Origin of the sequence: Allofournierella massiliensis, from assembly GCF_004345265.1 — a bacterium.
Classification (GTDB): Bacteria; Bacillota; Clostridia; order Oscillospirales; family Ruminococcaceae; genus Allofournierella; species Allofournierella massiliensis.
Window position 1 is genome coordinate 39583 of the sequence record NZ_SLUM01000011.1, and the last position, 26791, is coordinate 66373.

Below are 26791 nucleotides of genomic sequence, written 5' to 3' on the forward strand. Positions count from 1 at the left end.
TCGCAAAGGGTACGGATTATTCCAGATCGCCGGTCAGAGTCATCACCGCAGCCAGTGCGGCAATGGGCGCGGTTTCACAGCGCAGAATGCGGGGTCCAAGGCCCACGGGGGTGGCGCCCGCAGCGATGAGCGCCTGGGCTTCCTCCTCCGAGAAGCCGCCTTCCGCCCCGGTGATCAGGGCGATGCGGCCGCCTTCGGCGGGGACACACTGACGCAGGGGCCGCCCGCCCTTTTCGTAGAAGAAAAGGATCGCGTCGAATTCCGAAAAGCGCCCGGGCAGCTGGCTGATGTTCAGCGGCAGCTCCACTTCGGGTAAAATACCCCGGCCGCACTGCTTGGCGGCCTCGGCGGCAATGCGGGCATAGCGCTGGTTTTTCTGGTCCTCCTTTTTGGGGGTGACCACGCAGAACCGGCTGAAGAAGGGTACAATGCGCTCGGCGCCCAGCTCCACCGATTTTTGCAGAATCAGCTCCAGCTTATCCTGCTTGGGGTAGCCCGCAAATACGGTCACCTTTGCCTTTGGCTCGGCGGTGCAGGGCCGTTTGTTCGCAACGGAAAACTGCACCTGATCCGGCTCGATGGCGGTGATTACACCGTCATAGTCAAAGCCTGACCCGTCGCACAGGATCACCTGCTCGCCGATTCTGGCCCGCATCACCTTGCCCAGATGATGGGCGTCCGCGCCGGTGAGGAGGGCGGTGTCGCCGGAGATCTCGCTGGTAAAATAGCGGTGCGGCATCTTACGCTTCTCCCCCGTTTTTGCACAGGATGGCAACCCATCCGTTCTGCTCGCGCACCTCCACCACGTTCAGGCCGGCGGCGCGCAGGCCCTCCACCACCTCGTCCCGGCGGGTATCGATGACGCCGCTGGCGATGAAGGTGGCGCCGGGAGCCATCAGGGCGGGCACATGGGGCGCAAGGCTCAGAATGGCGTTTGCCACGATGTTGGCGGTGATGATGTTGTAGGTGCCGGTGGCCTTGTCGGACAGATCGCCGATCAGCACCTTCAGCTTGTCGTCCACCCCGTTCAGGGAGGCGTTCTCACCGGCGGTGCGCACGCACATGGGGTCGATGTCCACGCCCTCGGCGCTGGCCGCGCCCAGCTTCAGGGCGGCAATGGCCAGAATGCCGCTGCCGGTGCCGATGTCCAGCATCCGCTCGCCGCCCTTTACCAGACTGTCCAGAACCTCCAGGCACAGAGCAGTGGTCTCATGGGTGCCGGTGCCGAAGGCCATGCCCGGATCCAGTTTGATGACGACCCGGTCGGTGTCGAACTCCTCCCAGCTGGGCACGATGGCCAGGCGGTTGCCGATGGTCAGGGCATGGTAATAGGCCTTCCAGCCGTTTTCCCAGTCGTCCTGCTCCACGCCTTCGGCGGTCAGGGTGTAGTCCACCTCGGCGGCGGCCAGGCGGCTGCGCACCAGCTCCACCACCTCGGCGGGGTTTTCGTCCGGAGCCAGATACAGATGCACGATCACTTTGGTGCGATCCTTATCCAGCAGATCCTGCTCGATCAGGTCCACATGGGCGATCTGCTCCACCTGGGTCTCCAGGTCGGAATAATCCTCGATGTAGATGCCGCCGCCGGAGATGCCGGTGGCGATGGCCTCGGCGGTGTCCGCCTGAGCCTTGGGTACGGTGATGCGGATGTCGGTCCACTGCATAGCTCAAAACCTCGGTTTCTTAATAGTATTCTATATTATAGCATTTTTTATGGCCGGTTCGTGAACAGCCGGTAAAAAAATACGCCTGCCCGGCCAACGCCGGGCAGGCGCGAAGGCGCGTCAGCCCTGATACTCGTGCTCACAGTACACGCAGCGGCACACACCCTTTTCGTTGCGGGTGTACAGCCGGGGCAGCGAATCCTCCATCTGCGTGATGCAGTGGGGGTTCTGGCAGTTGCCCAGCACTTCGGTGTTTTCCGGGATGACCCGGTTATCGGTTTTGCTTTCCAGCATGGTCAGAATCAGCGCCATGCGCACAAAGCGGCCGAAGTTGGCCTGCTTGAAGTAAGCTGCACGGGGGTCGTCGTCCACCTCGGTGGCAATCTCGTTTACGCGGGGCAGCGGATGCATCACGATCATATCGGGCTTTGCCAGCTTCATCTTGGCGGCGTCCAGAATGTAGCGATCCCGCAGGCGCAGGTATTCCTCCTGATCGGCAAAGCGTTCGCCCTGTACGCGGGTCATGTAAAGAATGTCCATTTCACCGATGGCGTCTTCCAGATTCTCCACTTCACGGAAGGGATATCCGGCGGCGATCATCTCTTCCCGCACATAGTCGGGGATCATCAGTTCCCTGGGGCTGACCAGAACGAACCGGATGCCCTCGTAGCGCATCATGGCACGGATCAGGCTGTGCACCGTGCGGCCGAATTTCAGATCGCCGCACAGGCCGATGGTCAGATTGTTCAGCCGGCCCTTCAGCCGATGGATGGTGAGCAGGTCGGTGAGGGTCTGGGTGGGGTGCTGATGGCCGCCGTCGCCCGCATTGATCAGCGGGCATTCAATCTTGGCGGCTGCGGCGGTAGCGGCGCCCTCGCGGGGGTGGCGCATGGCAATGATGTCCGCATAGCACTGCACCATGCGTGCGGTGTCGGCAACCGTTTCACCCTTGGCCGCGCTGGAGGCATTGGCCGAAGAAAAACCCAACACCTTACCCCCTAACCGGAGCATGGCGGATTCGAAGCTCAGGCGGGTACGGGTGCTGGGTTCAAAAAACAGGGTGGCGAGGATTTTGCCGTCACATTTGTGGGCATAGGCAGCAGGATCATCGATGATACGGTCGGCCAGAGCGAGCAGCTGGTCGATTTCGGTAGTGGAAAGATCCAGTGGGCTGATCAGTTTTTTCACAAGGTGGTCCCCCTTTGTTATTGTCGTTCCTATTCTACACCAGGCGACGGGCGCTGACAATAGCTCCCGGCCATTTTTGCCCGTTTTCCCGCATAGCTGAACCCGGCGAAGGAAATACTACCGGAAAGACCACCAGAAAAGGAGAAATCTGCCATGAAAATTACGCCCCGGGAATACGACGAAATGAACCGGCGGGCCAGCCCCCATTCCAAACTGGGAAAGGACTGCCTGTGGTCGTTTTTTGTGGGTGGAGGCATCTGCCTGGTGGGTGAGGTGTTGCGCCGGGCCTATCTTGCGAAGGGATTTGTGCTCAGCGACGCCTCGGCCATGACCAGCGTAACCTTGATTCTCATCAGTGCGGTGCTCACCTCGCTGGGCTGGTATCAGAAGCTGGCCGCAAGGGCCGGCGCGGGCACGCTGGTGCCCATTACCGGCTTTGCAAATTCGGTGGTGAGCAGCGCCATTGAGTACCGGTCGGAAGGGTTTGTGCCCGGCGTGGGCGCCAAGATGTTTGTGATTGCCGGGCCGGTGGTGGTTTACGGGCTGGCTGCCAGCGCGGTGTGGGGGCTTGTTTATCACCTGCTGCGGCCGTTTATATAAGAAGAGCAAGGGGAAGGAATGAGAATTATGACGAACGCCGTGCGTACCGGCGATACCATCTGTTTTCGCAACCCGCCCTCAGTGTCGGCCTTTGCAGCGGTGGGCGGCAAGCGGGAAAGCGAGGGCCCGCTGGCTGCAAAATTTGATCTGCTGTTTGAGGAGAACACCCTGGGAGAGCTCACCTGGGAAAAGGCCGAGAGCCGGCTGCAGCGCTATTGCCTGGATCTGGCGCTGAAAAAGGGCCGCTGCACGCCCGGAATGCTGGATCTGGTGCTGGGGGGTGATCTGCAGAACCAGTGCACCGCCACCGGCTACACCATGCGGGAGCTGGATGCGCCCCTTGCCGGGCTGTATGGCGCATGCAGCACCATGGCCGAGGCGGTGGGGCTGGCGGCCTGCCTTGCGGCGGGCGGCTGTGTAAACCGGGCGGCGGCCATGGCCAGCAGCCATTTCTGCGCGGCGGAGCGGCAGTTCCGCACCCCTCTTACCTACGGGGGCAAGCGCACCCCCACTGCCCAGTGGACCGCCACGGCCGCGGGCTGCTGCCTGGTGGAACCGGAAGGGAACGGACCCTTTGTGCGGGCGGTGACCTTCGGGCGGGTGCGGGATTACGAAATCTGCGACATCAATAATATGGGGGCGGCCATGGCGCCCGCCGCCGCCGAGACCATCCTGCGTTACTGCGAGGATACCGGCAATACCCCAGCCCGGTTCGACGCGGTGTACACCGGTGATCTGGGTATCGTGGGCACCCGCCTGTTGAAGGAGCTGCTGGAAAAGGAGGATGTGGACCTGAAAAACCACCGGGACTGCGGACTTACCTTATATGATGTGGAGCATCAGGATGTGCAGGCCGGAGGCAGCGGCGCGGGGTGCTCGGCCGGCGTGCTGTGCGCCAGTGTGCTGCCTGCACTGCAAAAGGGCGAAATGAAACGTGTGCTGTTTCTGTCCACCGGGGCGCTGATGAGCCAGATCACCTTTTTGCAGGGCGAGAGCATTCCCGGCGTGGCCCATCTGGTGGAATTGACTTCACAACGGGAGGAAACGATATGATGGGCTATTTGTGGGCGTTTCTGGTGGGGGGCGTGCTGTGTGTGATCGGTCAGGTGCTGATTGATCTGACCAGCCTGACCCCTGCCCGGATTCTGGTGCTCTATGTGGTGAGCGGTGTGGTGCTTTCCGCCCTGGGGCTTTACGGTCCACTGGTAGAGCTGGCGGGAGCCGGGGCCACCGTACCGCTCACCGGCTTCGGCCATCTGCTGGCTCAGGGGGTGATCGATGCGGTGGACCGGATGGGACTTCTGGGCATTCTGGCCGGCGGGTTTGCCGCTGCCGGCGCCGGGGTGACCGCCAGCCTGATCTGCGGGGTTGCGGCCGCTGCGCTGGGGCATCCAAAAGACCAGAACTGACAATTGTGCAAAGAAAACCCGCTTTTTTGCACTGGAATGAAAAATCTATGTAAAGTTTTGCCCCGGTCTGTTGACCGGGGCTTTTCATTTACGGTATTTATATTATGGCACCATAAAATCTAAGTAAAAAAATCGAGAAACAGCAGAGGGGGTAACGGCGGGACGCCCGCCCCAAAGCAGGAGGAGAAATCATGCAGCTTGCAAATGTTCTGAGCCTTCTGGGAGGCCTTGCGCTCTTCCTTTACGGCATGCACATGATGAGCGGCGGCCTGGAGGCTGCGGCCGGAAACCGGATGAAGAGCATCCTGGAAAAGCTCACCGCAAATCGTTTCCTGGGCGTTGCAGTGGGCGCCGGTATCACTGCGGTGATCCAGTCGTCCAGTGCCACCACTGTTATGGTGGTCGGCTTTGTAAACAGTGGCCTGATGAGCCTGCGCCAGGCGGTGTGGATCATCATGGGCGCCAACATCGGTACCACCATTACCGGTCAGCTGATCGCCCTGGATGTGGGCGCGCTGGCTCCGCTTATGGCCTTTGCCGGCGTGGCGCTGGTGGTGTTCTTCAAAAACCCCAAGCTGCACAACTACGGCAGCATCGTGGCCGGTCTGGGCGTGCTGTTCATCGGTATGGATATGATGAGCGCCGCCATGAAGCCTCTGGCGGATGAGCCGGCATTCGTTTCCCTGATGACCCGTTTCGAAAACCCGCTTCTGGGCATTCTGGCCGGTACGCTCTTCACCGCGCTGATCCAGTCCTCTTCCGCCAGCGTGGGTATTCTGCAGGCGCTGGCCGCCAGCGGCGCAATCAGCTTCTCCAGCGCGGTGTTTGTGCTGTTCGGTCAGAACATTGGTACCTGTATCACTGCGGTGCTGGCCAGCATCGGCACCAGCCGGAACGCCAAGCGCACTACCCTGATCCACCTGATGTTCAACATCATCGGTACCATTATTTTCACCATCGTGTGTGTGCTGTTCCCGCTGCCTGCGCTGGTGGCGTCGCTCTCGCCGGAGAATATCCCCAGCCAGATCGCCAACATGCACACCCTGTTCAATATCGTAACCACCCTTCTGCTGCTGCCTCTGGGTACTCAGATGGCCGCACTGGCCGAGCACATCCTGCCTGAGCCTCCGGAAAAGACCGAGGAGGAGAAGCGCGAGATGATGGGCCTTGCCTATCTGGACAAGACTACGCTTGGTTCCTCCGCTGTATGGCTGGGCAAGCTGCAGCAGGAGCTGGGCCGTATGCTGGATCTGGCCAGCGAAAACGTGGATGCCGCCTTCCAGGCCGTGATCAGCGGCCCGGACGAAAAGACCGAAAAGGCCATTCACACCGAAGAGCTGGTGGACCTGCTCAACAAGGAGATCAGCCACTATGTGGCCAAGGCCATGGTGCGCGAAACCAACGCCGAGGATTCGGCGGCAGTGGCCTCCGGCTTCCGCATTGCGGGCAACATCGAGCGCATCAGCGACCATGCCATGAACATTCTGGGCTATGGCCAGCGGCTGGAAAAGGAGAATATCCAGCTGTCCGACGAGGCACTCAAGGAGCTGATGGAGATGCGCGCGGTCTGTGCCAAGGCGCTGCGCTATCTGCACGGCGAGTCCCGGCTGGACAACGCCGCTCAGCTGGAACAGACCATTGACGATATGACCGGCCGCTTCCGGGAAAACCACATGCGCCGGATGAAAAACGGTGAGTGCAGCGACGAGGGCTGCATCCTCTATTCCGAGATTCTCACCGACTTTGAGCGCGTGGGCGACCATGTGCTGAACATCGCTCAGGAGCTGAGCCGCACCTCTCAGGTTCTGGCATAACTCAAAGAACGAAAAGGGCCCCTGCCCGGCAATTGCCGGGCAGGGGCCCTTTTTCTGCCATCGGTTGGGCAGACAACCGATTTTAAACGCAAAGGAGCGTAGGATAGAAGATGTAAGAAATTTCCATTTCGATTTGAAATGAGGCGACTATGAAACAATTTTCCCGGATTAAACTTTTTCGATCGGCAGCAGCAATGGTTCTGGCGCTTGTGTTGACCGTGCCTGCGGGTGCGGCAAACCAGGATTCACCGGTGCAGTCTGCTCTTTCCGCCTATACCACAGTTACAGGGGAACTGCCGCTGGATGCGGCAACATTTCCCGACGCCGCATTCCTTGGCTATGTGAAAACGCTGGATCTCGACGCGAACGGCAGTCTGTCTGCCGAAGAGCGGGCGCAGGTGGTGCGGATGGATGTGCGCAATCGGGGCATTGCTTCCCTGCAGGGGCTGGAACAGTTCCCCAACCTGGAATATCTGAACTGCAACAACAATGCGCTGACTGAGCTGGATCTGGCGCTGGCACCCCGGTTGCAGACGTTATTCTGCAACGACAATCAGCTGACCGCGCTGGATGTTTCCGCGGCGGCGTCGCTTCAGATACTGCATTGCCACGCAAATCAGCTGACCGCGCTGGATGTGAGCGGCAATCCGGAGCTGAGCGATCTTGCCTGTGGCGACAATCCCATCCAGGAGCTGGATCTGACAGCGAACAGGAAACTGGAGTATTTTACCTATCTGGGCGGGCCGCTGACCCGGCTGGAGCTGGGGAACAATGAATCCATGATCTACCTGTGGGTGGGGTATACCCCCATGACAGAGATCGACATGAGCGGGCTGCCCAATCTGCAGACGGTGGGGCTGGACCACAACGAGTTCACGTTTCTGGATCTGAGCGGTAATCCGCAGGTGATTGATCTTCTGGCCCGGGAGAACCGGCTGCTGGGCATCGAGATGGGCACGGCGGCGCCAACGGCAGACCTGAGCGATCAGCGGCCGGTGGCGATTCATCTGCCGGCCGGTTCGGATCACTATACCCTGACCGATCTGGGAATTCCCCTGCAGCTGGAAGAGATCAGCGGCCTGACCGGTGCACAGATGGAAAAAGGGGAATTGTATGAAATTGCAGCCAACGGCACAGTGGACTATGTGTACACCGATGAAGGCGCTGCACTGACCGCGCATCTGCAATTTGACTGGACCGGGGCTCCCCTGCCCACGGCAACACCGGAGCCCACAGCAACGCCGAAGCCTACGGGAACCCCGGAGCCCACGGGAACCCCGGAGCCTACGGCAACCCCGGAGCCCACGGCAACACCGAAGCCTACGGGAACCCCGGAGCCCACAGCAACGCCAAAGCCCACAGCAACGCCGAAGCCTACGGCAACCCCGGAGCCTACGGGAACCCCGGAGCCTACAGCAACGCCGGAGCCTACGGGAACCCCGGAGCCCACGGCAACCCCGGAGCCTACGGGAACCCCGAAGCCCACGGCAACCCCGGAGCCTACAGCAACGCCGGAGCCCACAGCAACGCCGAAGCCTACGGGAACCCCGGAGCCCACGGCAGCGCCGGAGCCCACGGCAACACCGAAGCCTACGGGAACCCCGGAGCCCACGGCAACGCCGGAGCCTACGGGAACCCCGAAGCCCACGGCCACGCCGAAGCCTACGGGAACCCTGGAGCCTACGGCAACCCCGGAGCCCACGGCCACGCCGGAGCCTACGGCAACGCCGGAGCCTACCGCCACCCCAGAACCTGTAACGGAGGAAAAAGCAGAAGCGACCTCCAAACCCACCGGCATACCGGTGCCGCTGCCACCGACTCAGCCACCTTCCGGCCCGGCTTCGGGAGGAACCCTTCGTCCGGGCAGCACAGCGCCTACCGCCACCTCCTCTGCCACGGATTTGCCCACTTCATCGCCTGCGGCAATTCCCACGGCGGAACCGACGCAGACCCCGACCCCTGTACCCGTCCAGGAACAGGAAAAGCAGGAAAAGGGCTGGCCCTGGTGGCTGCTGCTGGTTCTTCTGATCCTTTTGATTCTGGCCGCAGTGATTGGGATTCGCCGCGCGCTGGCGCAGGAACAGGCGGACAGGAGCACTTCTGAAAAGTAACCTTCACCTGAGCCCATAAAATAGAATACGCCCGCAGGGAAACTTCCCTGCGGGCGTATTTGCTTGCAAAAAAGCAAAAACAAAAGGCCCGCTCAAATTGAGCTGGCCCTTCTGTTTTGTCGAAAATCAAGCATTCGCCTTGTTAGCGCGCTTCGCCATACGGCTGATCTTGCGGGAAGCGGTGTTCTTGTGCAGTACACCCTTGCTCTTAGCCTTATCAATAGCGGAGATAGCAGCAACAACGACGGCTTCCTTATCAGCTGCGTTCGCAGCGATGGCAGCGTCTGCCTTCTTCACGACTGTTTTCAGGTTGGACTTAATCGCCTTGTTGTGAAGGGCTTCCTTCTTGGACTGAACGACACGATCCTTCTGCGATTTAATGTTAGGCATTCGTACCACCTCCTTGTCCCCCATAACAGTGCAACTTATAATATCACATTTGAGCGGACGTTGCAAGCCTTTTTTCATACTTTTTTCGGAGAATTTTTTGAAATCCGGTGGTCAACACTGAGAAAAGACCCTCCGCGGGCAAAATTTTCCGTCCGCGGCAGCAAAAAAGGAGGACTGAGCATGAACATATACACCGATATGGCCGACGAGCTGTTCCGTCCGGGCAGGGGCACGGTGCCCCCCGGGGTGCAGGTGCGCACCGCCAGCAGCGGGCCCATCCGGCTTACCCGGGTGCAGATCACCCGGCAGGGGCTGGCCCGCCCGGCGGGGCGGTATTCCACGCTGGAGACCCCCAGTCTGGCCGCGCTGGATCGGCGGGACGAACGGCTGATCAGCGCCGCAGCGGCAGAGCTGCGGGCCATGCTGCCCGCGGTGGGGCTGGTGCTGGTGGTGGGCGTGGGCAACCGGCGGGTCACGGTGGACGCGCTGGGCCCCCGAACTGCAGCGGGGATTCTGGTGACCCGGGGCCTTACAGCAGATGCCCGGGCCGACGGTCTGGGCCTGCGGGAGGTGGTCTGCGTGAGCCCCGGCGCGTCCGGAGCCACCGGTATCCCGCTGGCCCAGCTGCTGGCCGGGCTGGTGCGCACCCTGAAGCCTGCCGCGATTGTCTGTGTGGACAGCCTGTGCACCTCCGACCCGGCCCGGCTGGGCCGAACCATTCAGATCAGCGATACCGGCCTCTCCCCCGCCCGGCCAGATTCCGGCCGCTGTATCACCCGGGCCATGCTGGGGGTTCCGGTGCTGGCGGTGGGCGTGCCCACTCTGATGGAAGCGGACGAATGCGTGGAAGGGGCCAAAGGGCTGATTCTCACCTGCCGTCAGTTGGATGGAGTGATTCGCAGCGGCTCCGAGCTGCTCAGCGCGGCCATCAACAAGGCGCTGCAGCCCTCACTGAGCATCGCAGAGCTGTGTTATCTGGCCAATTAAGGCATAACCCTGCCGCCCGGGTGCATATCCTTTGAGCAGGACTCAAAACGGAAAGGGGGCGGCAGGATGGGCCGATCAAGCTGGCTGCGCCGGGTGGGCGCGGGAGCTTTGGCTGCGGGCGTGAGCCTGCTGGCATGGAACGCCGCCCGGCAGTTGGGGCCGCCCAGCGTCACCGCCAGCCTGACGGTGGCGGGCGCGGCTCTGGCCGATCCGGCGGCGGCATTGCAGGCGGTGCGGCAGCTGGCGGATGAGGACGCACAAGCCCAACCGGCGGCGGCCCGGCCGATGCCAACCCCGCAGCCTGCCCCGGCCCCGGCGGCCCAGAGCCAGGTGGCGGAACAGGCCGCTGCATCCGAGCCAAAGCCTGCCGCCAGCGAAGAACCGGTCCCGGAACCCACGGTGCAGCCCCAGCCCCGGCCGGCAAATGCCGGCCAGATCGTGACCGAGCATTATGAGCAGGGCGAGGGCGGGCTGTATATCCCCTGCGGGGCGGGTACCATCAAGAACTGCACCAGCCTTTCCGCCGCGCAGGTGGCGCAGGCGGCGTCTGCCGGGCTTCCCTTCTCCATTGAGCCGGGCAGCAGCGAGCCCCAGGTGCTCATTATGCACACCCACACCACCGAGACCTACGAGCTGGAGGAAAAGGACTGGTATGACCCGAACTTTACCTGCCGCAGCACCGATCTTTCGGTGAACATGGCGGCGGTGGGCGAGGAGATTGCCGCCCAGCTGAACGCGGCGGGCATTGTAACGTTGCACGACACCACCCTCCACGACTATCCCAGCTACAACGGCAGCTACGAGCGCAGCAACGAGACGGTGCGGGCTTATCTGGAGCAGTATCCCAGCATCAGGGTGGTGCTGGATGTTCACCGGGACGCCATCGAGCCGGCCAGCGGCCAGCGGGTGAGTGCGGTGGCCGAGATCGACGGCCGGACCGCCGCCCAGGTGATGATCATCTGCGGCGCGGACAACGGTGGTAACCTGCCCAATTTCCAGCAGAATCTGGCCTTTGCTGCTGCTTGGGAAAACGCCATGGAAAGCCGGTATCCGGGCCTGACGCGCCCGGTGCTGTTTGATTACCGATATTACAATCAGGATCTGACCACCGGCAGCCTGCTCATTGAGATCGGCAGCCATGGAAACACGCTGGAGCAGGCCAGATACTCGGGTCAGCTGGTGGGGCAGGCGCTGGCGGCGCTGCTCAGTGGGCAATAGGCGGGTTGGCCGTTGACAAACCCGCCCGGCGGGGGTAAAATACCAATTACAATGGCTGAGAAAAAGAAAAGTAAGCGGGAGCCTTGGCCCCAGCGAGCGCGGGATGGTGCAAGCCGCGCGCACAAGACCCGCCGAACGAACCCTTTGGAGCTGCAGCCCCAACGCCTGCCCGCCGGATTCTGGCCGGGCAAATGGTCAGTAGGGTGAGCCGTGGGCGGCGCGTTAAGCCGCAGCGCTTGGCTTTGAGCGTGAAAAGTGGCCGCGATCAGGCGGCAAGTTAGGTGGCACCGCGGATCCGGCAGCGATTCGTCCTAAGAAAAGGACGGGATCGCTGCCGGATTTTTTCATTTTCAAAGGAGAGAAAACATGAAACGCATCGACATCAAGGCGCTGTTCAGCGCCCCCCCGGCGGACGGTACCGTTGTGACCGTGTGCGGCTGGGCCAAGACCGTGCGGGATTCCAAGAACATCGGCTTCATTGAGCTGAGCGACGGCACCTGCTTCAAGAACCTGCAGATCGTGTTCGAGGCTGCCAAGCTGGAAAACTACAAGGACGTGGCCAAGGCCGGCGTGGGCACCAGCATGCAGGTTGTGGGTCGTGTGGTACTGACCCCCGGCGCCAAGCAGCCTCTGGAGATCAACGCCGACAGCGTGGAGCTGCTGGACGTATGCCCCTCCGATTATCCCCTGCAGAAAAAGCGCCACAGCGTGGAATTTCTGCGCACCATGCCCCATCTGCGTCCCCGCACCAACACCTTTGCGGCGGCGTTCCGTGTGCGCAGCACCGCGGCTTATGCCATCCACAAGTTCTTCCAGGAGAACGGCTTTGTGTATGTGCACACCCCGCTGATCACCGGTTCCGACTGTGAGGGCGCCGGCGAGATGTTCCGCGTGACCACTCTGGACCTGAACAACCTGCCCCGCACCGAGGACGGCAAGGTGGATTTCAGCCAGGATTTCTTCGGCCGCAGCACCAACCTGACCGTGTCCGGTCAGCTGGAGGGCGAGGCCATGGCGCTGGCCTTCGGTAAGATCTACACCTTCGGCCCCACCTTCCGCGCCGAGAATTCCAACACCCCCCGCCACGCCGCCGAGTTCTGGATGATCGAGCCCGAGATGGCCTTTGCGGATCTGACCGATTACATGGATAACGCCGAAGCCATGGTGAAGTATGTGATCGGCTATGTGCTGGAGCAGTGCCCGGACGAGATGGCCTTCTTCAACCAGTTCTTCGACAAGGGTCTGCTGGAGCGGCTGAACGCTCTGGTGAACGCCGAGTTTGCCCGCGTCAGCTACACCGACGCCGTGGAGCTGCTGAAGCAGCACAACGACCAGTTCCAGTACAAGGTGGAATGGGGTGTGGATCTGCAGACCGAGCACGAGCGCTACCTCACCGAGCAGATTTTCAAGAAGCCCGTGTTCGTGACCGATTATCCCAAGGAGATCAAGAGCTTCTACATGCGCCAGAACGAGGACGGCAAGACCGTTGCTGCGGCGGATATGCTGGTGCCTGGCGTGGGCGAGCTGATCGGCGGCAGCCAGCGTGAGGAGCGCTACGATCTGCTGAAGGCCCGCATGGATGAGCTGGGCATGGACTGCACCGATTACACCTGGTACATGGATCTGCGCCGGTTCGGCAGCGCCAAGCATGCCGGTTACGGTCTGGGCTTCGAGCGCCTGATCATGTACTTGACCGGTATCCCCAACATCCGCGACGTTCTGCCCTTCCCCCGCACCGCCGGCGGCTTTTAACGACTCGACCGGTAGTCGGGTGCGATACGCAAACGGGTACGCACCGGGTTTTCCTCAGCGAGGTACGCCGGCACCCTTTTGAGCGGACTCGACCGGCAGCCGGATGCGGTACGCAAACGGATACGCACGGGGTTTTCCTCAGCGAGGTACGCTGACTGCTCTGACCGGACTTGGCTGAAAACGGGAAGAGCGGCACAACAAAAACCAATCAGGCCGGATGCACGCTGCGCGGTGTGCATCCGGCTTTTTGTGTGCGGCAAATCCGCCCCGGGGCTTGCCGGGGGTATCCGGTGCGCGGTATCATAACAGTGAAAAACAAAAACAGGGAGGGATTACGGAAATGAAACGATGGATGGCTGCGGCGCTCTGCATTCTTCTGGCATTCAGCCTGACCGGCTGTTCCCTGCTGGATCAGGCTTATGGTCGGGTCGGCGAGATACTGTGGCAGCTCCAGCAGACCTTTTCCGCTGCGGCACAGCCGGAGAACCAGCCGGAGCCCACGCCGGAGCCCCGCTGGGTGGAGCTGGAATCATACGATCTGGTGGAACAGGGATTTGATCCGTTCATCGCGGCCACAGAGGAGTGGCTGCGCCAGGGGCTGCAGGATGCGGAGAATCTGAGCTGGAACATTCACTCCCTGCATCTGACCCTGGGCACGGACGGTATGCCCCTCACGCTGACGGCGGATTTGTATGCCTATCGGGACGGCCAGTTCCGGCAGGGCTGCCGGATGGAATGGGATGCCGCCGTCGGCCGGCTACATCAGGAGGTGAACAATGTGGGAACCCTGATGGAAAGCGATGCCGAATCCGGCGCGGATAACACCGAAAATCCCAATCTGCGGCCGGATCTTGTGGCCGAGCGGCTGCGCGCCTTGCCATGCGACGATCTGCAAACAGCGCTGGGCACGCCGCTGGCGGTGGAATTTTCCGCCTATTCCCGCCCGGAGGCAGGCCAGACCGTGGTGGATATGGCAAACGACCCCGGCGGCTTTGATCTGGCCCTCTATCAGGCGGGGCAATACGGCAAGGCGGACGGTTCCCCCGCCTGGATGATTACCGTGCGTCAGACGGAGGATGAGGACCGGGCAGGCACCCGAACCGCCCGCTTCTGCTTTGACCCGGTGGACGAAAGCTGCTGGGTGGGCAATCCGGAACTTTATGCACAAACCGACATTCAGGTTACAAACGAGGGCCACCTGTTCTACACCCGGGACTGGGGCGAAAACTGGAGCGCTCTGCCCAGCCGGTTTGAGGGGCAGCTGGCCGAGTGTATCGAAATCTGTACCGCGATCACCCGCAGCAGCTGGTATGTTTCCCCCCAGCCGGACGGCCCGGTGGGCTTTGTGCTGGGCGGAAATCTGCCGGTGGTGGTGTACAGTATGGATGGCGGCGCCACCTGGCAGGAGCAGGATCTGGGCAGCTACCCCCATAAGCCGGACCGGCGTGCGCTGTGCGGCGCGCCGGATGGCTCCCTGTATGCGGCGGTGGGCTGCGACTGGAGCATGGGCGCCGGTGGTGGCACCGGGCTGTTCCGGTGTGCGCCCGGTGCCCAGAGCTTTGAAGCGCTTGCCCTGCCTGCCGAACTGGATGAACACTACCCCATCTGTGGTGTGACGGCTGGCGGATCGGGGGAAGTGATCATCTCGGCGGAGACCTCCAGCGAAAACAACTGGCCGGCGCTCTATTACACCGCCGATGAGGGCGGCAGCTGGCAGGCACTGGAGCTGCCCTGGGAGGATGTGCAGGCGGATGGCGTGAGTTTTCTGTATCGGGTTTCCTGGCTCCGGCAGCAGGAGGATGGAGCCTGGCAGCTCTGCCTGACCCAGGAGCCTACCGCCGTAAAAGGCTACGACTGGTGTGCGGTATTCACCGCGCCGCAGCCGGAAGGCCCCTGGAGTTTTCTGTCCACCGGGCAGGACCCGGCTTCTCTTTGAGCAAAAGCGGCTGAAAATGCACAAAAGGTATATAAAAATAAGAAAAAAGCCGTTGACAATCGGACATCAGCGTTTTATTATAGGAAAGTAAATTGAATACCACACAATAGAGGCGCGAACCGTATGGTACCGCGAAGGGAGGCCTGCCGGCCGGGGATCTTTGCGGGAAGAGACGGTTTGCCGAAACAGGCTCTCTCGCGGCAGCGGGGTGTTTGTTGGGGTGCCGTCCAGCGGGCGGTGCACTCTCACTTGAACAAAGTGGTGGCGCTATTGGGGTTTTGTTCCGTTCTTTCGAGGGGCGGCGATGCAAATTCCAGCGTCGCGGCCCCTCTTTTTTATTTGTTTGCGGCGTCGGTGGGGCGTGACGGGTGGTTGTGATGGTATCCGATGGAAAACAGAGGAGGAATCACAATCATGACGAACTTTCTGAACGCCCTGAACAACATCATCTGGGGCCCGCCGCTGATCATTCTGATGATCGTGACCGGCGTGTACTTCACCCTGCGCACAAAATTCTTCCAGGTGCGCCATCTGGGCTACATCTTCAGCCGCACGCTGGGCCGGCTGTTCCACCGCACCGATGAGAGCGCCGATGAAAAGGGCCTGCTCACCCCCTACGAAGCCATTGCCACCGCCGTGGGTGGCTCGGTGGGCTTCGGCAACATTGCCGGCGTGGCCACCGCGGTGACCACCGGCGGCCCCGGCGCAGTGTTCTGGATGTGGCTCACCGCCTTCCTGGGCATGCTGATCAAGCAGGTTGAGGTGACGCTGGCGGTGTACTACCGCCGCACCGATGAAAACGGTGTGCCCTACGGCGGCCCCACCTATTACATGGAGCGGGGCCTTGGCGAAGAGCGCCACTGGGGCAAGCTGTGGCTGCCGCTGGCCTTTGTGTTCGGCATCGGCATCTTCTCCACCTTCTTTATCAGCGCATCCACCTTCACCACCTCTGAGGTGGTGGCCCAGTCTCTGGGCATTCCCCAGGCCATTGCGGCGCTGATCATGGTGGCGATCCTGTATTTCATGATCTGGGGTGGTGTGAAAAAGCTGGGCCAGATTCTCACCAAGCTGGTGCCTGTCATGAGCCTTTCCTACCTGATCCTGGGCATCGTGATCATTTTCATGCACCTGGATAACCTGCTGCCCACCCTGGCCTCCATCTTCGGGGAAGCCTTCACCGGTTCCGCGGCGCTGGGCGGTTTTGCGGGCGCCAGTGTTTCCAAGGTGATCTCCACCGGTATGGCCCGCAGCGTGTATTCCAACGAGGCCGGCTGGGGCAGCAGCCCCATGATCCACGCCTCCAGCCAGACCCGCCACCCGGTGGAACAGGGTCTGTGGGGTTCCTTTGAGGTATTTGTGGACACCTTTGTGGTATGCACCATCACCGCGCTCACCGTGCTGGTTTCCGGCGAGTGGACCAGCGGCGCCACCAATGCCACTCTGGCGCTGAACGTGTTTACCCACAATTTCGGTGTGTTCGGCACCGTGGTTCTGACCCTGATCATGGTGGTATTCTCGGTGACCACCTCCGGCGGCTGGTATGCCTATTACGAAGTGGTGCTGCGCCATCTGGCAAAGAACCATCCGAAGGTCAAGAAGTATCTGCTGCTCATGTTCAAGTACTTCTATGCGGTGCCTCCCTTCTTCCTGACTCTCTACCTGATCTATGTGGGCGATCTGAGCATCTGGACTCTGGTGGACATCACCAGCGGTATCCCCACCTTTGTGAACGTGGCGGTAATCCTGATTCTGTCCGGCCAGTACTTCAAGCTGCTCAAGGACTACAAGGCCCGTTACATGCACATCGGCCAGGTGGATCCGGATATGGCCATCTTCTACGAGGACAAGCCCGAGGTCAAGGCGGCGCTGGAAAAGGAAAAAGCCGCCCAGAAATAATCGAAAGCAGAACAATGCAGGCCGGGGCCTTTTGAAAGAAGGCCCCGGCTTTTGACCAATGGAGGAACTTTTTATGCGTACTCTTTATGAAAACGGGCGGGTCTACACCGGCCAGCTGCCCCTGACCGAAGCCTTTGTGGTGGAGGACGGCCGGTTTGTGTTCGCGGGCGGCGCGGAGCAGGCCCGCCTGGCGGCAGGGCCGGACGCCCAGGTGGTGGATCTGGAGGGAGCTTTTGTCTGTGCGGGCTTCAACGATTCTCACATGCACCTGCTCAACTACGGCTATGCGCTGCAGGTGGCGGATCTGTCCAGCCATACCGGTTCTCTGGCCGAGGTGCTGGACACCATGCGCGCCTTTTTGAAGGAAAAGAACTTCGCCCCCGGCCAGTGGGTGCGGGGCCGTGGCTGGAACCATGATTACTTCACCGATGAGCAGCGCTTCCCCACCCGGCAGGATCTGGATCAGGTGAGCCGGGAGCATCCGGTGTGCATCGTTCGCACCTGCGGCCACACCTGCGTGGTGAACACCAAAGCGCTGGAAATGATCGGCGTTACCGCCGCCACCCCCCAGCCGGAAGGCGGCTGCTTTGAGCTCGGGCCGGACGGCGAGCCCAACGGCGTATTCCGGGAAAACGGCATGGAGCTGGTGTATTCCAGGCTGCCCAAGCCCAGCGTGGAGGATCTGAAAACCATGCTGCTGGATGCGCAGAAGCATCTGAACGCCTACGGCGTGACCTCCTGCCAGACCGATGATTTCGACGCCTTCGCCACCGTTGACTGGCGGGAGGTGATGGAGGCCTATGCCCAGCTGGAGGCCGAGGGAAAAATGACCGTTCGCATGTACCAGCAGGCCCAGCTCACCAGCGTGAAGGCGCTGGAGGAGTTCTTTGCCGAGGGCTACAACACCGGCTGGGGCGACGAATGGGTCAAGGTGGGCCCGCTGAAGATTCTGGGCGATGGTTCTCTGGGCGCCCGCAGCGCCTACCTGAGCCGGGATTATGCGGACAAGCCCGGTTACCGGGGCATTGCCATCTACACCCAGCAGCAGTTTGATGACCTGATCGGCTGCGCCAACAATCACGGCATGCAGGTGGCAGTGCACACCATCGGTGACGGCATTCTGGACCGGGTGCTGGAATCCTACGAAAAGGCGCTGGCGGAGCATCCCCGGGCCGACCACCGCCATGGCGTGGTGCACTGCCAGATCACCCGCCCCGACCAGCTGAAAAAGATCGAGGAGCTGGGCCTGCATGTGTATGCCCAGCCCATCTTCTTGGATTACGACATCCACATGGTCACCGACCGGGTGGGCGAGGAGCTGGCTTCCACCAGCTATGCCTTCCGCACCCTGATGGACGCGGGGGTCTGGGTGTCCAGCGGCACCGACTGCCCGGTGGAGCTGCCCCGGGCGCTGGCCTGCATCCAGTGTGCCGTGACCCGCAGTACTCTGAAGGGCGACGCGGGCCCCTACCGGCCGGAGGAGGCCTTCACCGTGCAGCAGGCCATTGACAGCTACACCATTCACGCGGCCCACGCTTCTTTTGAAGAGAACGAAAAGGGCCGCATTGCACCGGGTTATCTGGCGGACTTTGTGGTGCTGGGGCAGGACCCCTTCGCCGTCGAGCCCACCGCCATTCAGAACATCCCGGTGAAGGCCGTGTATGTGGGCGGCAGATGCGTGCACCGGGCATAAGGAACCCTCGCCCCAGCTGGCAATTCGGGCCGGGCTGTGTTATAATTGGCGGGATATGAAGGCATCCAATGGCAGCAGGTCAGGATGAGAAAGGAACCGCATCATGGAAAAGGTTGTTGTTTTAACAGCGGCGCACAAAAGCTTTGATCAGCTGGGGCTGGAGGGCTATCTTCCGGTGCAGGTGGGCGCGGCGCTGGCCGCGCAGGATCTGGGCTTCCAGCGGGATGATGAGGGCGACAACATCTCGGAAAAGAATCCCCAGTACTGTGAGCTCACGGCCCAGTACTGGGCGTGGAAGAACCTGACCGATGCCCAGATTATGGGTCTGGTGCATTATCGCCGCTATTTTACCACCGACCTGTATACGAAAAACTGGAAGGATGCGATTCTCACCGCGGACCAGATCCGGCAGCTGCTGAGGCAGTATACGATCGTTCTGCCAAAGCCTGTTTACAAGCTGCCCCACAACGGCACGCTGTATCACGACCGGCCCCGACAGGGGCAAAACCGGCATCTGCTGCTGCTGGAGGAAATTCTCCAGCGCCGGTGCCCGGAATATATGCCCTCCTTTGAAAAGTTCGCCTATGGGCGCAGAGTGAGCTTCGGCAACATGCTCCTGTGCTCCCGGGAGGTGTTCTGTGCGTACAGTGCATGGATGTTCCCCCTGCTGGAGGAATTTGAACAGCTGGGCGAACAGGAGGGTATCCTGATCCCCCGCCTGTGCGGCTTTATGTCGGAGTATCTGCTGTGCATCTGGGCCGACCACAATATCCCGGCGGAAAAAATCCTGTTTCTGGACGTGGTGAACACCGAGGAGAATCGTTCCTCCCGCGGCTTCCTGCTGCGCAAGCTGCTGGTTAAGCTGGGGATTTTTGAACCGGTTGCCCGGGTGGGATTTGCCCTCTATTACAAGCTGAAGGGCTGCTGATTTGAAAAGAAAAGGCACGGATATTCGTCTGGAATATCCGTGCCTTTTTGCGTGTATGGATCAGTCTGCCCGCTGGCTGCCCCTCTGACTGTAAAGATACAGCACCAGCCCGGTGGCGCACAGCGCGAAGCCGAAGCCCATGGCCAGCGGCAGGGCGAAATCCGCCGCCCGGCCGAACACCAGATTGGTGAACACCGCCACCAGATCCATGAGCAGGGCGTTCAGGCTCAGGGTGGTGGCCCGGTCAGCAGTGCGAACCTGCCGGTTTTGCAGGGTGGTCTGCAGGGGTGTGAACAGGCTGTGGCAGACCCGCAGCAAAAGGATTGCCGCCACCGAGAGCACCGGCCCGCAGGTGAGGGTGAGCGTCAGGCAGGCCACCGCCGCCAGCGCCAGCAGCACCGCACCGGTGCGCTTCTCCCCCAGCCAGCCGGTGAGCCGGGCGGAGAATCCGCCGCAAAGGCCCAGCAGCGTCATGACCACATAGATGACGGCGATGACGCTGGCGGAAAGACCCGCCCGGGTGTATTGCACCTGATTCAGAAAGGTGGTGATGGTCTGGTGCGCCTCGTTCAGGAATGCCGCCCCCAGCACCAGAAACAGCAGACGCGGGTTTCGCACCAGCTGCCCCAGCAGCACCTTGAATTCTGCCAGCTGGTGGCCTGCCGGCCGGGGCTGGCTGGAGCGGACCTCCCGCAGAAAGAGCGCCAGCAATGCCGCAGCCCCGTAGCTGAACACGGTGAGCAGGCCCGCCAGCCGGTAGTTTTCGCCCACGAACACCGCGTAAACGGCGCTGGCCGCCAGCAGACCGGCCATGCCCAGATTGTTATAAATACCAAAGACCCGGTGGCTCTCCTCCTCCGGGCAGGAAAGATACAGAATGCTCACATCCAGGCCGGAAAGCCCGGCGCAGACCACGCTCAGCATCAGACGCTCGGCCAGAAAGCCGCCGAAGCTGTCTGCCTGCCAGAACACGATCTTGGACACAAAATAAAGCCCACAGCACAGGATCATGGACCGGCGATAACCGATCCGATCCGCCAGAATGCCCCAGGGTACCTCCAGCGCCAGTGCCAGCGCCAGCGAGATGCTCTCGATCAGAGTGATATGAAAGACGCTCACCCCCGCCGCCTGGCGGTAAAGGGTGGCGATCGGCCCGTAGAACACCATGCCCTGCAAAAGAGCAATGGCGTACATCAGCCGGATGTTCCGATTGTTTTTCATAGCAGCAAAAAAACCGTCCTTTGTCTGAAAATACCGCACAGCAAACACCCGCCCCGCGCGTTTGCGCAAAGCGGCCGTCAGCCTGTGTGGTGTTTTCAGATGGGACGGTTCATGGCGGATTCTCCTGATTGCAGGCCAAAAGCAGCCTTTGAATTTACTTTATTCTAGCACAGTGAAAAATTGTTTGCAAGGCTCTTTTCCGTATGTGGGAATTGACAGGAAAACGAAAAATGCCCCGGTCTTAGCCGGGGTGACATAAGAAAACAACGCCGGAAAAGGCCCGCTTTTGCGGGATTGCAGCGTCAAAGCCCCTTGACAACCACCAAGGGTGCCTGCGAGGCTTTTCCTTGCACTCCCATCAAAATCGGGCCTTTTCCGGTGCTTCGCAGTTCTGCCCCAGGATTTTGGATGCAGAAAGTGCGAAAAGGGGCAGAGCAAGCCTTGGTGGCTTGCCTGCCCCTTTGAACATTTTGTGCGCCAAAATCCTACGGCAGAACCGTCGTTTTCTTGTGCCACACCGGCTTTAGCCGGGGCATTTTCAGTATCAGAGGGAAAAATCAGTCCTCGCGGTTCTCCGCATCCCGCTGGGCCTGCTGCTGGCGGAAGCGCTCCTCCAGACCGAAGCATTTGTCCATTGCGGGATAGATGATCATCAGCACGATCAGCTCCACCAGCGCGAAGCCGAACAGCACCACCCACAGCGCGGTGTAGGGCAAAAACGAGATGATCACGATCCAGTATATGATCTGAATCAGCGCCGCTGCAATGGAGCGGGGCGCAAAGGAAAGCGCCAGAAGCAGGCTGTTCTTCACCAGCGTGCCCAGAGGCAGATCCATCAGCACCAGCTGGCTGAACAGATAGGGGAAGATCATGGCGGTGAGCAGCACATTCATGCAGATCAGCGCTGCGCTTATCACATCGGTCTGGCCGCCGGCCAGCAGGAAGTAGCCCATGAACAGCTGGCTTGCCAGCAGAAAGCCCAGCACTGCGCCGGGAATCAGGCTCTGGCGCCAGTTGCGGCGAAAGGCCTTTTTGTAAACATGCCACCAGTAGCCCGGCTCATCCCGCATGGCACGCAGGATGGTGTCGTGCAGGCCTGCATAGCAGGGCCCCAGAAGAATACCGCCCAGAATACCGCCCGCTGCGGCCAGCAGTACCGTACGGCCCAGAATGCCCAGGAAAATCAGAATCAGTGCAGGCAGAAAGCCCAGAGTGCACAGCAGATTTGCCCGGAACAGATCGCCCATGTCCCGGCCAAGGATTTCGAAAAAGCGGGCCGGTCCCTTTTTGCGGGGTTCATCCTTGCGCACACCGGGGCCGGGTGTGTTGTAGTTGGGGTGAAAAAGACCCATGTTGAATCAACGCTCCTTTTGATGATGGGGGCACGGCGCGCCCCGTTTCTCTGCTTCTATTTGTAACATATTTTGAGGCGGATTACAAACACCGGCGGCCGGTTTGGCGCATGAATCATGGAAACGTTTCCGGGAATTTCACACAAAATGCAAGCAAAGCGCACAAAACTTTTTCCGAAGTAAGGTAAATATCGATGAAAATAACGAAAGATGGTTGAAAGTGCAAAAAATCAAGCATATAATATAAGCGTCGAAAACGTTTCCGGCAACGTTTTCGAAAATCTGCGGAAGGGGTGGCGAGCGTGACCATCAAGGACATTGCCCGGGAAAGCGGTTATGCGATCAGCACCGTATCCCGTGCGCTGAACGACCACCCGGACGTGAGCGAGGAGGCCAAGGCCCGCATCCGTCAGGTGGTGGAGGCCCGGGGCTTTGTTCCCAATGCCAACGCCCGCAAACTCAAGCAGACCGAAGCAAAAACCATTGTGTTCTTGGTCAAAAGCACCGCGAACATGTTCTTCGCAGGCATGCTGGTTCAGCTGCAGCAGCTGGTGAGCCGGGCCGGTTACGACGGCGTGGTTCAGTATCTGGATGAAGACGGCGACGAGGTGGTGCTGGCTCAGCGATTGAGCCGGGAGCTCAAGCCCCGGGGAATTATCTTTCTGGGCGGCAGCGCCGAGCATTTCCGCAAGGGGTTTTCCTCCATCCGCCTTCCCTGCGTGCTGGCAACGGTGGTCAGCGAGGAGCTGGCCTTCGACAATCTCTCCATGGTTGGTGTGGATGACCGCAAGGGCGGCGCCGCCGCCATCGATCACCTGCTGGCCAACGGCCATAAGGACATTCTGATCCTGGGCGCGGATCCCGCTTACAGCAACCCCAGCTACAAACGGCTGCAGGGCTGCAACGACAGCTTCACCGCCCATGGCATGGAGCTGGCCCCCCGGCGGTATCTGAAAACCAGCTTCAGCTTTGAGGCCGCCTATCAGGCAATGGACGCCTGGCTGAAGGAAGGCCAGCGGCCCCAGGCGGTATTTGCCATGAGCGATACCACCGCCATCGGCGCCATCCGGGCGCTGAACGACCATGGGCTTCGGGTGCCGGAGGATGTGTCGGTGATCGGCTTCGACGGCATGGAGCTGTCGAACTTTTACACTCCCCGGCTGTGTACCATGCGTCAGCCCTCCGAGCGCATTGCTCAGGCCAGTGTGGAACTGCTGCTGGGCTGCATCGAAAAAAAGCAGCCGGCCCGCACCCTCATGCTGGAGGCGGAGCTGGTGTTCGGTGAATCGGTGGCCGAACGCAAATGAATCTGTATCCCGGGCGGGAGCGACCCGCCCTTCAATCGACAACCATCAAGCATCAAAAAAGGAGAAACACACTATGAAAAAGGCACTTGCACTTGTGCTTGCAGCGGCCATGGCGCTGAGCTTTGTGGCCTGCGGCGGCTCCGGAACGACGACCAGTACATCCCAGACCGGCGAAAGCACCTCCACCGGTGCAGCCTCCACCACCGGAAACGCTTCCGGCGGCAGAGTCTACTATCTGAACTTCAAGCCCGAGCAGGCAGACCAGTGGGTGGAGCTGGCTGCCAAGTACACCGAGGAGACCGGCGTTCCCGTGGACGTGGTCACCGCCGCCTCCGGCACCTACGAGTCCACCCTGAAGGCCGATATGGCCAAGACCGACGCACCCACCCTGTTCCAGGTGAACGGCCCCGTTGGCCTGGCTGCCTGGAAGGACTACTGCTATGATCTGTCCGACACTGAGCTGTACAAGCAGCTTACCAGCGATTCCTTCGCCCTGAAGGACGGCGACAAGGTTGCCGGCGTGGCATACGTAATCGAGACCTACGGCCTGATCTACAACAAGGCGCTGCTGAACGAGTACATCGCCAAGGATTACGCGGTGATCGAGGATGCCGCCGAGATCAACAACTTCGACACCCTGAAGGCTGTGGCCGAGGACATCACCGTCCATAAGGACGATCTGGGCTTTGCCGCCTTCACCAGCGCCGGCATGGACTCCTCTTCCGACTGGCGCTTCAAGACCCATCTGGCCAACCTGCCCGTTTACTACGAGTACCAGGCCGACGGCATCACCTCCACTGAGGCCATCAAGGGCACCTACCTGGAGAACTACAAGAACGTGTGGGATCTGTACATCAATAACGCCACCTGTGAGCCTGCCATGATCGGCTCCAAGACCGGCGACGACGCAGCCGCCGAGTTCGCCATGGGCGAAGCCGTGTTCTACCAGAACGGCACCTGGGGCTACGGCCAGGTAACCGGTTACGAAGTGGCCGACGAGGACATGGGCATGATGCCCATCTACATCGGCGTTGAGGGCGAAGAGAATCAGGGCCTGTGCACCGGTTCCGAGAACTACTGGTGCATCAACGCCAAGGCCAGCGAGGAAGACATCCAGGCCACCATCGACTTTGTGGAATGGTGCATCACCAGCGAGACCGGCAAGACCGGTATGAAGGACATGGGCTTTGTGTGCCCGTTCACCGGCTTCACCGATGAATACCTGCCCGAGAACCCGCTGGTTCTGGCCGCCAACGAGGACGTGGCTGCCGGCCACAAGACCGTGGACTGGTGCTTCACCACCATGCCTTCCGAAGAGTGGAAGAACGGCGTGGGCGCCGCCCTGCTGGAGTACGCTCAGGGTACCGGCGACTGGAGCGGTGTTGAGACCGCTTTCGTGGACGGTTGGGCCACCGAGTATGCAGCTGCCAACGGCTGAGCCGCACAGCACTGAATTGTATCCGTAAAACCGAAGGGGGCGGGCAGGTTCTGCCCGCCCCCGCTGCGGTTTTTGCGCATGCCTGCCGGTCTGCTTCCGGCCCGGCGCAGTGCCGTCCCCTGCGGGGGGCGGACCGGCGGGCATGACGGCCCCGGGCGGCCCGATCCGATTTTTCATCCATCACAACAAGGAGGGAACTGTTTATGGAACGCGCGGTCAAAAAATACTTCCCCATCTTCGCGCTGCCCACCCTGCTGGCCTTTGTCATCGGCTTTATCGCCCCCTTTATCGAGGGCGTGTATCTTTCGTTCTGCGAATTCACCACCATCTCGGATGCCCGGTTCGTGGGGCTGAAAAACTACGGCCGCATCTGGTCCGACCCCACCTTCCTGCATTCGCTGTGGTTCACTGCTCTGTTCACGGTGGTCACGGTAATCCTGATTAACGTGCTGGCCTTTGCGGTGGCACTGCTGCTCACCAAGAGCTTCAAGGGCACCAACCTGTTCCGGGGCGTGTTCTTCATGCCCAACCTGATTGGCGGCATCGTGCTGGGCTATACCTGGCAGCTGATTCTGAACGGCATCTTCGGGCTGTTCGGCCGCACCCTTACTTACAGCGCATCCTACGGCTTCTGGGGTCTGGTGATCCTGATGTGCTGGCAGCAGGTGGGCTATATGATGATCATCTACATCGCCGGCCTGCAGAGCATTCCCGGCGATCTGTACGAGGCGGCCCGCATCGACGGCGCCAGCTCCCGCCAGTGCCTGTGGCGCATCACCCTGCCCATGAGCATGCCCTCCATCACCATCTGTACCTTTCTGACGCTGACCAACGGCTTCAAGCTGTATGACCAGAACCTGGCCCTCACCAACGGCCAGCCCTCGGATATGACCGAGATGCTGGCGCTGAATATTGTGAACACCTTCTACGGCCGCAACGGCTGGGAGGGCGTCGGCCAGGCAAAGGCTGTGATCTTTACCATTCTGGTGGCGATCCTGGCGCTGGCCCAGAACCGCCTGACCCGTTCGAAGGAGGTGCAGCAGTAATGACCGACAAGACAAAACATGGCTGGATTTACACGCTGGTGTTTTCCATCGTGAGCCTTGTTTACATCTCGCCCATCCTGATGATCTTCATGAACAGCTTCAAGAAAAAGGCATACATCAACCGGATGCCCTTCGCGCTGCCCAATGAAAAGACCTTTGTGGGGCTGGAAAACTATGTGGAGGGTCTGCGCAAGACCGGTTTCTTCAGTGCCTTCGGCTACAGCCTGTTCATTACCGTGGCCAGCGTGGCGGTGATTCTGCTGTGCACCTCCATGTGCGCCTGGTATATCAGCCGGGTTCACACCTGGTACACCAGGGCCATCTACATGCTGTGCCTGATCTCCATGGTGGTGCCCTTCCAGATGGTCATGTATCCCCTGTCCAAGATCAGCGACTCCATGCACCTGGGCAACCCGGTGGGCATTATCCTGATTTATCTGGGCTTCGGTGCCGGTCTGGCGGTGTTCATGTTCACCGGCTTCATGCGCAGCGTGCCCATCGAGGTGGAGGAAGCCGCCATGATCGACGGCTGCAATCCCCTGCAGACCTTCTTCCGGGTGGTTCTGGCCATGCTCAAGCTCACACTGGTGAGCGTTGGCATTCTGGAGACCATGTGGATCTGGAACGACTATCTGCTGCCCAGTCTGGTGCTGGATCTGCGCAAGTACAAAACCATCCCCATCGCCATTCAGTATCTGAAGGGCGGCTACGGCTCGGTGGACTGGGGCGCCATGATGGCCATGCTGGTGCTGGCCATTGTGCCCATCATCCTGTTCTATCTGGCCTGCCAGAAGCACATCATCAAGGGCGTGGCCGCGGGTGCGGTCAAGGGTTGATCCAA

Annotated in this window: 22 protein-coding genes and 1 riboswitch; of the genes, 16 read left to right on the forward strand and 6 right to left on the reverse strand. The window is 60.8% G+C overall.

The window, feature by feature from the left end; all coding sequences use genetic code 11:
* Positions 1-16: 16 nt before the first annotated feature.
* From EDD77_RS07785 to pyrB, 3 genes are all read right to left on the reverse strand, one after another.
* Complete coding sequence (locus EDD77_RS07785) at positions 17-739, reverse strand: RsmE family RNA methyltransferase (protein WP_058963377.1); 723 nt, start codon at positions 737-739, stop codon at positions 17-19.
* Between the two features lies 1 nt (position 740).
* A complete protein-coding gene (gene prmA / locus EDD77_RS07790; protein ID WP_058963376.1) occupies positions 741-1664 on the reverse strand; it encodes a 50S ribosomal protein L11 methyltransferase in 924 nt (307 codons plus the stop codon).
* Between the two features lie 120 nt (positions 1665-1784).
* On the reverse strand, positions 1785-2852 hold the full coding sequence (gene pyrB / locus EDD77_RS07795; RefSeq protein ID WP_082669522.1) for an aspartate carbamoyltransferase: 1068 nt from the start codon (positions 2850-2852) through the stop codon (positions 1785-1787).
* 153 nt (positions 2853-3005) lie between these two features.
* Here pyrB and spoVAC point away from each other — a divergent pair, with 153 nt between their 5' ends.
* The 5 genes from spoVAC to EDD77_RS18675 all read left to right on the forward strand — a co-directional run bounded on the left by spoVAC (position 3006) and on the right by EDD77_RS18675 (position 8786).
* Positions 3006-3452, forward strand: coding sequence for a stage V sporulation protein AC (spoVAC, locus tag EDD77_RS07800; RefSeq protein ID WP_058963375.1), 447 nt, complete (start codon positions 3006-3008; stop codon positions 3450-3452).
* A 27-nt stretch (positions 3453-3479) separates the two neighbouring features.
* Positions 3480-4505 carry a stage V sporulation protein AD gene (locus tag EDD77_RS07805; RefSeq protein WP_058963374.1) on the forward strand — a complete coding sequence of 342 codons (1026 nt, stop codon included), beginning with the start codon at positions 3480-3482 and terminating at the stop codon, positions 4503-4505.
* Entirely contained in the window at positions 4505-4861 is a 357-nt protein-coding gene (spoVAE, locus tag EDD77_RS07810; protein WP_058963373.1) for a stage V sporulation protein AE, read from the forward strand. Before EDD77_RS07805 ends, spoVAE begins: the two co-directional genes overlap by 1 nt.
* Positions 4862-5052: 191 nt before the next feature.
* Positions 5053-6675, forward strand: a complete 1623-nt coding sequence (locus EDD77_RS07815; RefSeq protein WP_058963372.1) for a Na/Pi cotransporter family protein — start codon at positions 5053-5055, stop codon at positions 6673-6675.
* A 149-nt stretch (positions 6676-6824) separates the two neighbouring features.
* Positions 6825-8786 carry a leucine-rich repeat domain-containing protein gene (locus tag EDD77_RS18675; protein ID WP_132587362.1) on the forward strand — a complete coding sequence of 654 codons (1962 nt, stop codon included), beginning with the start codon at positions 6825-6827 and terminating at the stop codon, positions 8784-8786.
* Positions 8787-8912: 126 nt separating this feature from the next.
* Here EDD77_RS18675 and rpsT read toward each other — a convergent pair whose 3' ends face one another.
* A complete protein-coding gene (gene rpsT / locus EDD77_RS07825) occupies positions 8913-9176 on the reverse strand; it encodes a 30S ribosomal protein S20 (protein WP_058963370.1) in 264 nt (87 codons plus the stop codon).
* 180 nt (positions 9177-9356) lie between these two features.
* On the opposite strand from rpsT, the gene gpr reads away from it, so the two are divergent.
* The 7 genes from gpr to EDD77_RS07860 all read left to right on the forward strand — a co-directional run bounded on the left by gpr (position 9357) and on the right by EDD77_RS07860 (position 19586).
* Positions 9357-10163: a GPR endopeptidase gene (gene gpr / locus EDD77_RS07830; RefSeq protein WP_058963369.1), complete on the forward strand. Its 807-nt coding sequence runs from the start codon at positions 9357-9359 to the stop codon at positions 10161-10163.
* 66 nt (positions 10164-10229) lie between these two features.
* Positions 10230-11381, forward strand: a complete 1152-nt coding sequence (spoIIP, locus tag EDD77_RS07835) for a stage II sporulation protein P (RefSeq protein WP_058963368.1) — start codon at positions 10230-10232, stop codon at positions 11379-11381.
* Between the two features lie 366 nt (positions 11382-11747).
* Positions 11748-13133, forward strand: a complete 1386-nt coding sequence (gene asnS, locus EDD77_RS07840; RefSeq protein WP_058963367.1) for an asparagine--tRNA ligase — start codon at positions 11748-11750, stop codon at positions 13131-13133.
* A 340-nt stretch (positions 13134-13473) separates the two neighbouring features.
* The gene (locus tag EDD77_RS07845; RefSeq protein WP_132587363.1) at positions 13474-15069 is read left to right on the forward strand and encodes a WD40/YVTN/BNR-like repeat-containing protein; all 1596 of its coding nucleotides are present in this window, start codon (positions 13474-13476) and stop codon (positions 15067-15069) included.
* Positions 15070-15168: 99 nt separating this feature from the next.
* Positions 15169-15347, forward strand: a riboswitch (Lysine riboswitch).
* 136 nt (positions 15348-15483) lie between these two features.
* A complete protein-coding gene (locus EDD77_RS07850; protein ID WP_058963365.1) occupies positions 15484-16965 on the forward strand; it encodes an alanine/glycine:cation symporter family protein in 1482 nt (493 codons plus the stop codon).
* A gap of 73 nt (positions 16966-17038) precedes the next feature.
* Positions 17039-18658, forward strand: a complete 1620-nt coding sequence (locus EDD77_RS07855) for an amidohydrolase (RefSeq protein WP_058963364.1) — start codon at positions 17039-17041, stop codon at positions 18656-18658.
* Positions 18659-18761: 103 nt separating this feature from the next.
* Positions 18762-19586 carry a DUF4422 domain-containing protein gene (locus EDD77_RS07860; RefSeq protein WP_058963363.1) on the forward strand — a complete coding sequence of 275 codons (825 nt, stop codon included), beginning with the start codon at positions 18762-18764 and terminating at the stop codon, positions 19584-19586.
* Between the two features lie 60 nt (positions 19587-19646).
* On the opposite strand, the gene EDD77_RS07865 is transcribed toward EDD77_RS07860, so the two are convergent.
* Together EDD77_RS07865 and EDD77_RS07870 are read right to left on the reverse strand one after the other, a co-directional pair.
* Entirely contained in the window at positions 19647-20807 is a 1161-nt protein-coding gene (locus EDD77_RS07865; protein WP_058963543.1) for an MFS transporter, read from the reverse strand.
* Between the two features lie 557 nt (positions 20808-21364).
* Positions 21365-22159, reverse strand: coding sequence for a hypothetical protein (locus EDD77_RS07870; protein ID WP_058963362.1), 795 nt, complete (start codon positions 22157-22159; stop codon positions 21365-21367).
* A gap of 302 nt (positions 22160-22461) precedes the next feature.
* Between EDD77_RS07870 and EDD77_RS07875 the strand changes: the two genes are divergently transcribed.
* The 4 genes from EDD77_RS07875 to EDD77_RS07890 all read left to right on the forward strand — a co-directional run bounded on the left by EDD77_RS07875 (position 22462) and on the right by EDD77_RS07890 (position 26786).
* The gene (locus EDD77_RS07875; RefSeq protein WP_058963361.1) at positions 22462-23466 is read left to right on the forward strand and encodes a LacI family DNA-binding transcriptional regulator; all 1005 of its coding nucleotides are present in this window, start codon (positions 22462-22464) and stop codon (positions 23464-23466) included.
* A 73-nt stretch (positions 23467-23539) separates the two neighbouring features.
* Positions 23540-24904, forward strand: coding sequence for an ABC transporter substrate-binding protein (locus EDD77_RS07880; protein ID WP_058963360.1), 1365 nt, complete (start codon positions 23540-23542; stop codon positions 24902-24904).
* 203 nt (positions 24905-25107) lie between these two features.
* Positions 25108-25950, forward strand: a complete 843-nt coding sequence (locus EDD77_RS07885; protein ID WP_058963359.1) for a carbohydrate ABC transporter permease — start codon at positions 25108-25110, stop codon at positions 25948-25950.
* Positions 25950-26786: a carbohydrate ABC transporter permease gene (locus EDD77_RS07890; RefSeq protein ID WP_058963358.1), complete on the forward strand. Its 837-nt coding sequence runs from the start codon at positions 25950-25952 to the stop codon at positions 26784-26786. The genes EDD77_RS07885 and EDD77_RS07890 overlap by 1 nt, the downstream gene beginning before the upstream one ends.
* The last annotated feature ends 5 nt before the right edge of the window (positions 26787-26791 follow it).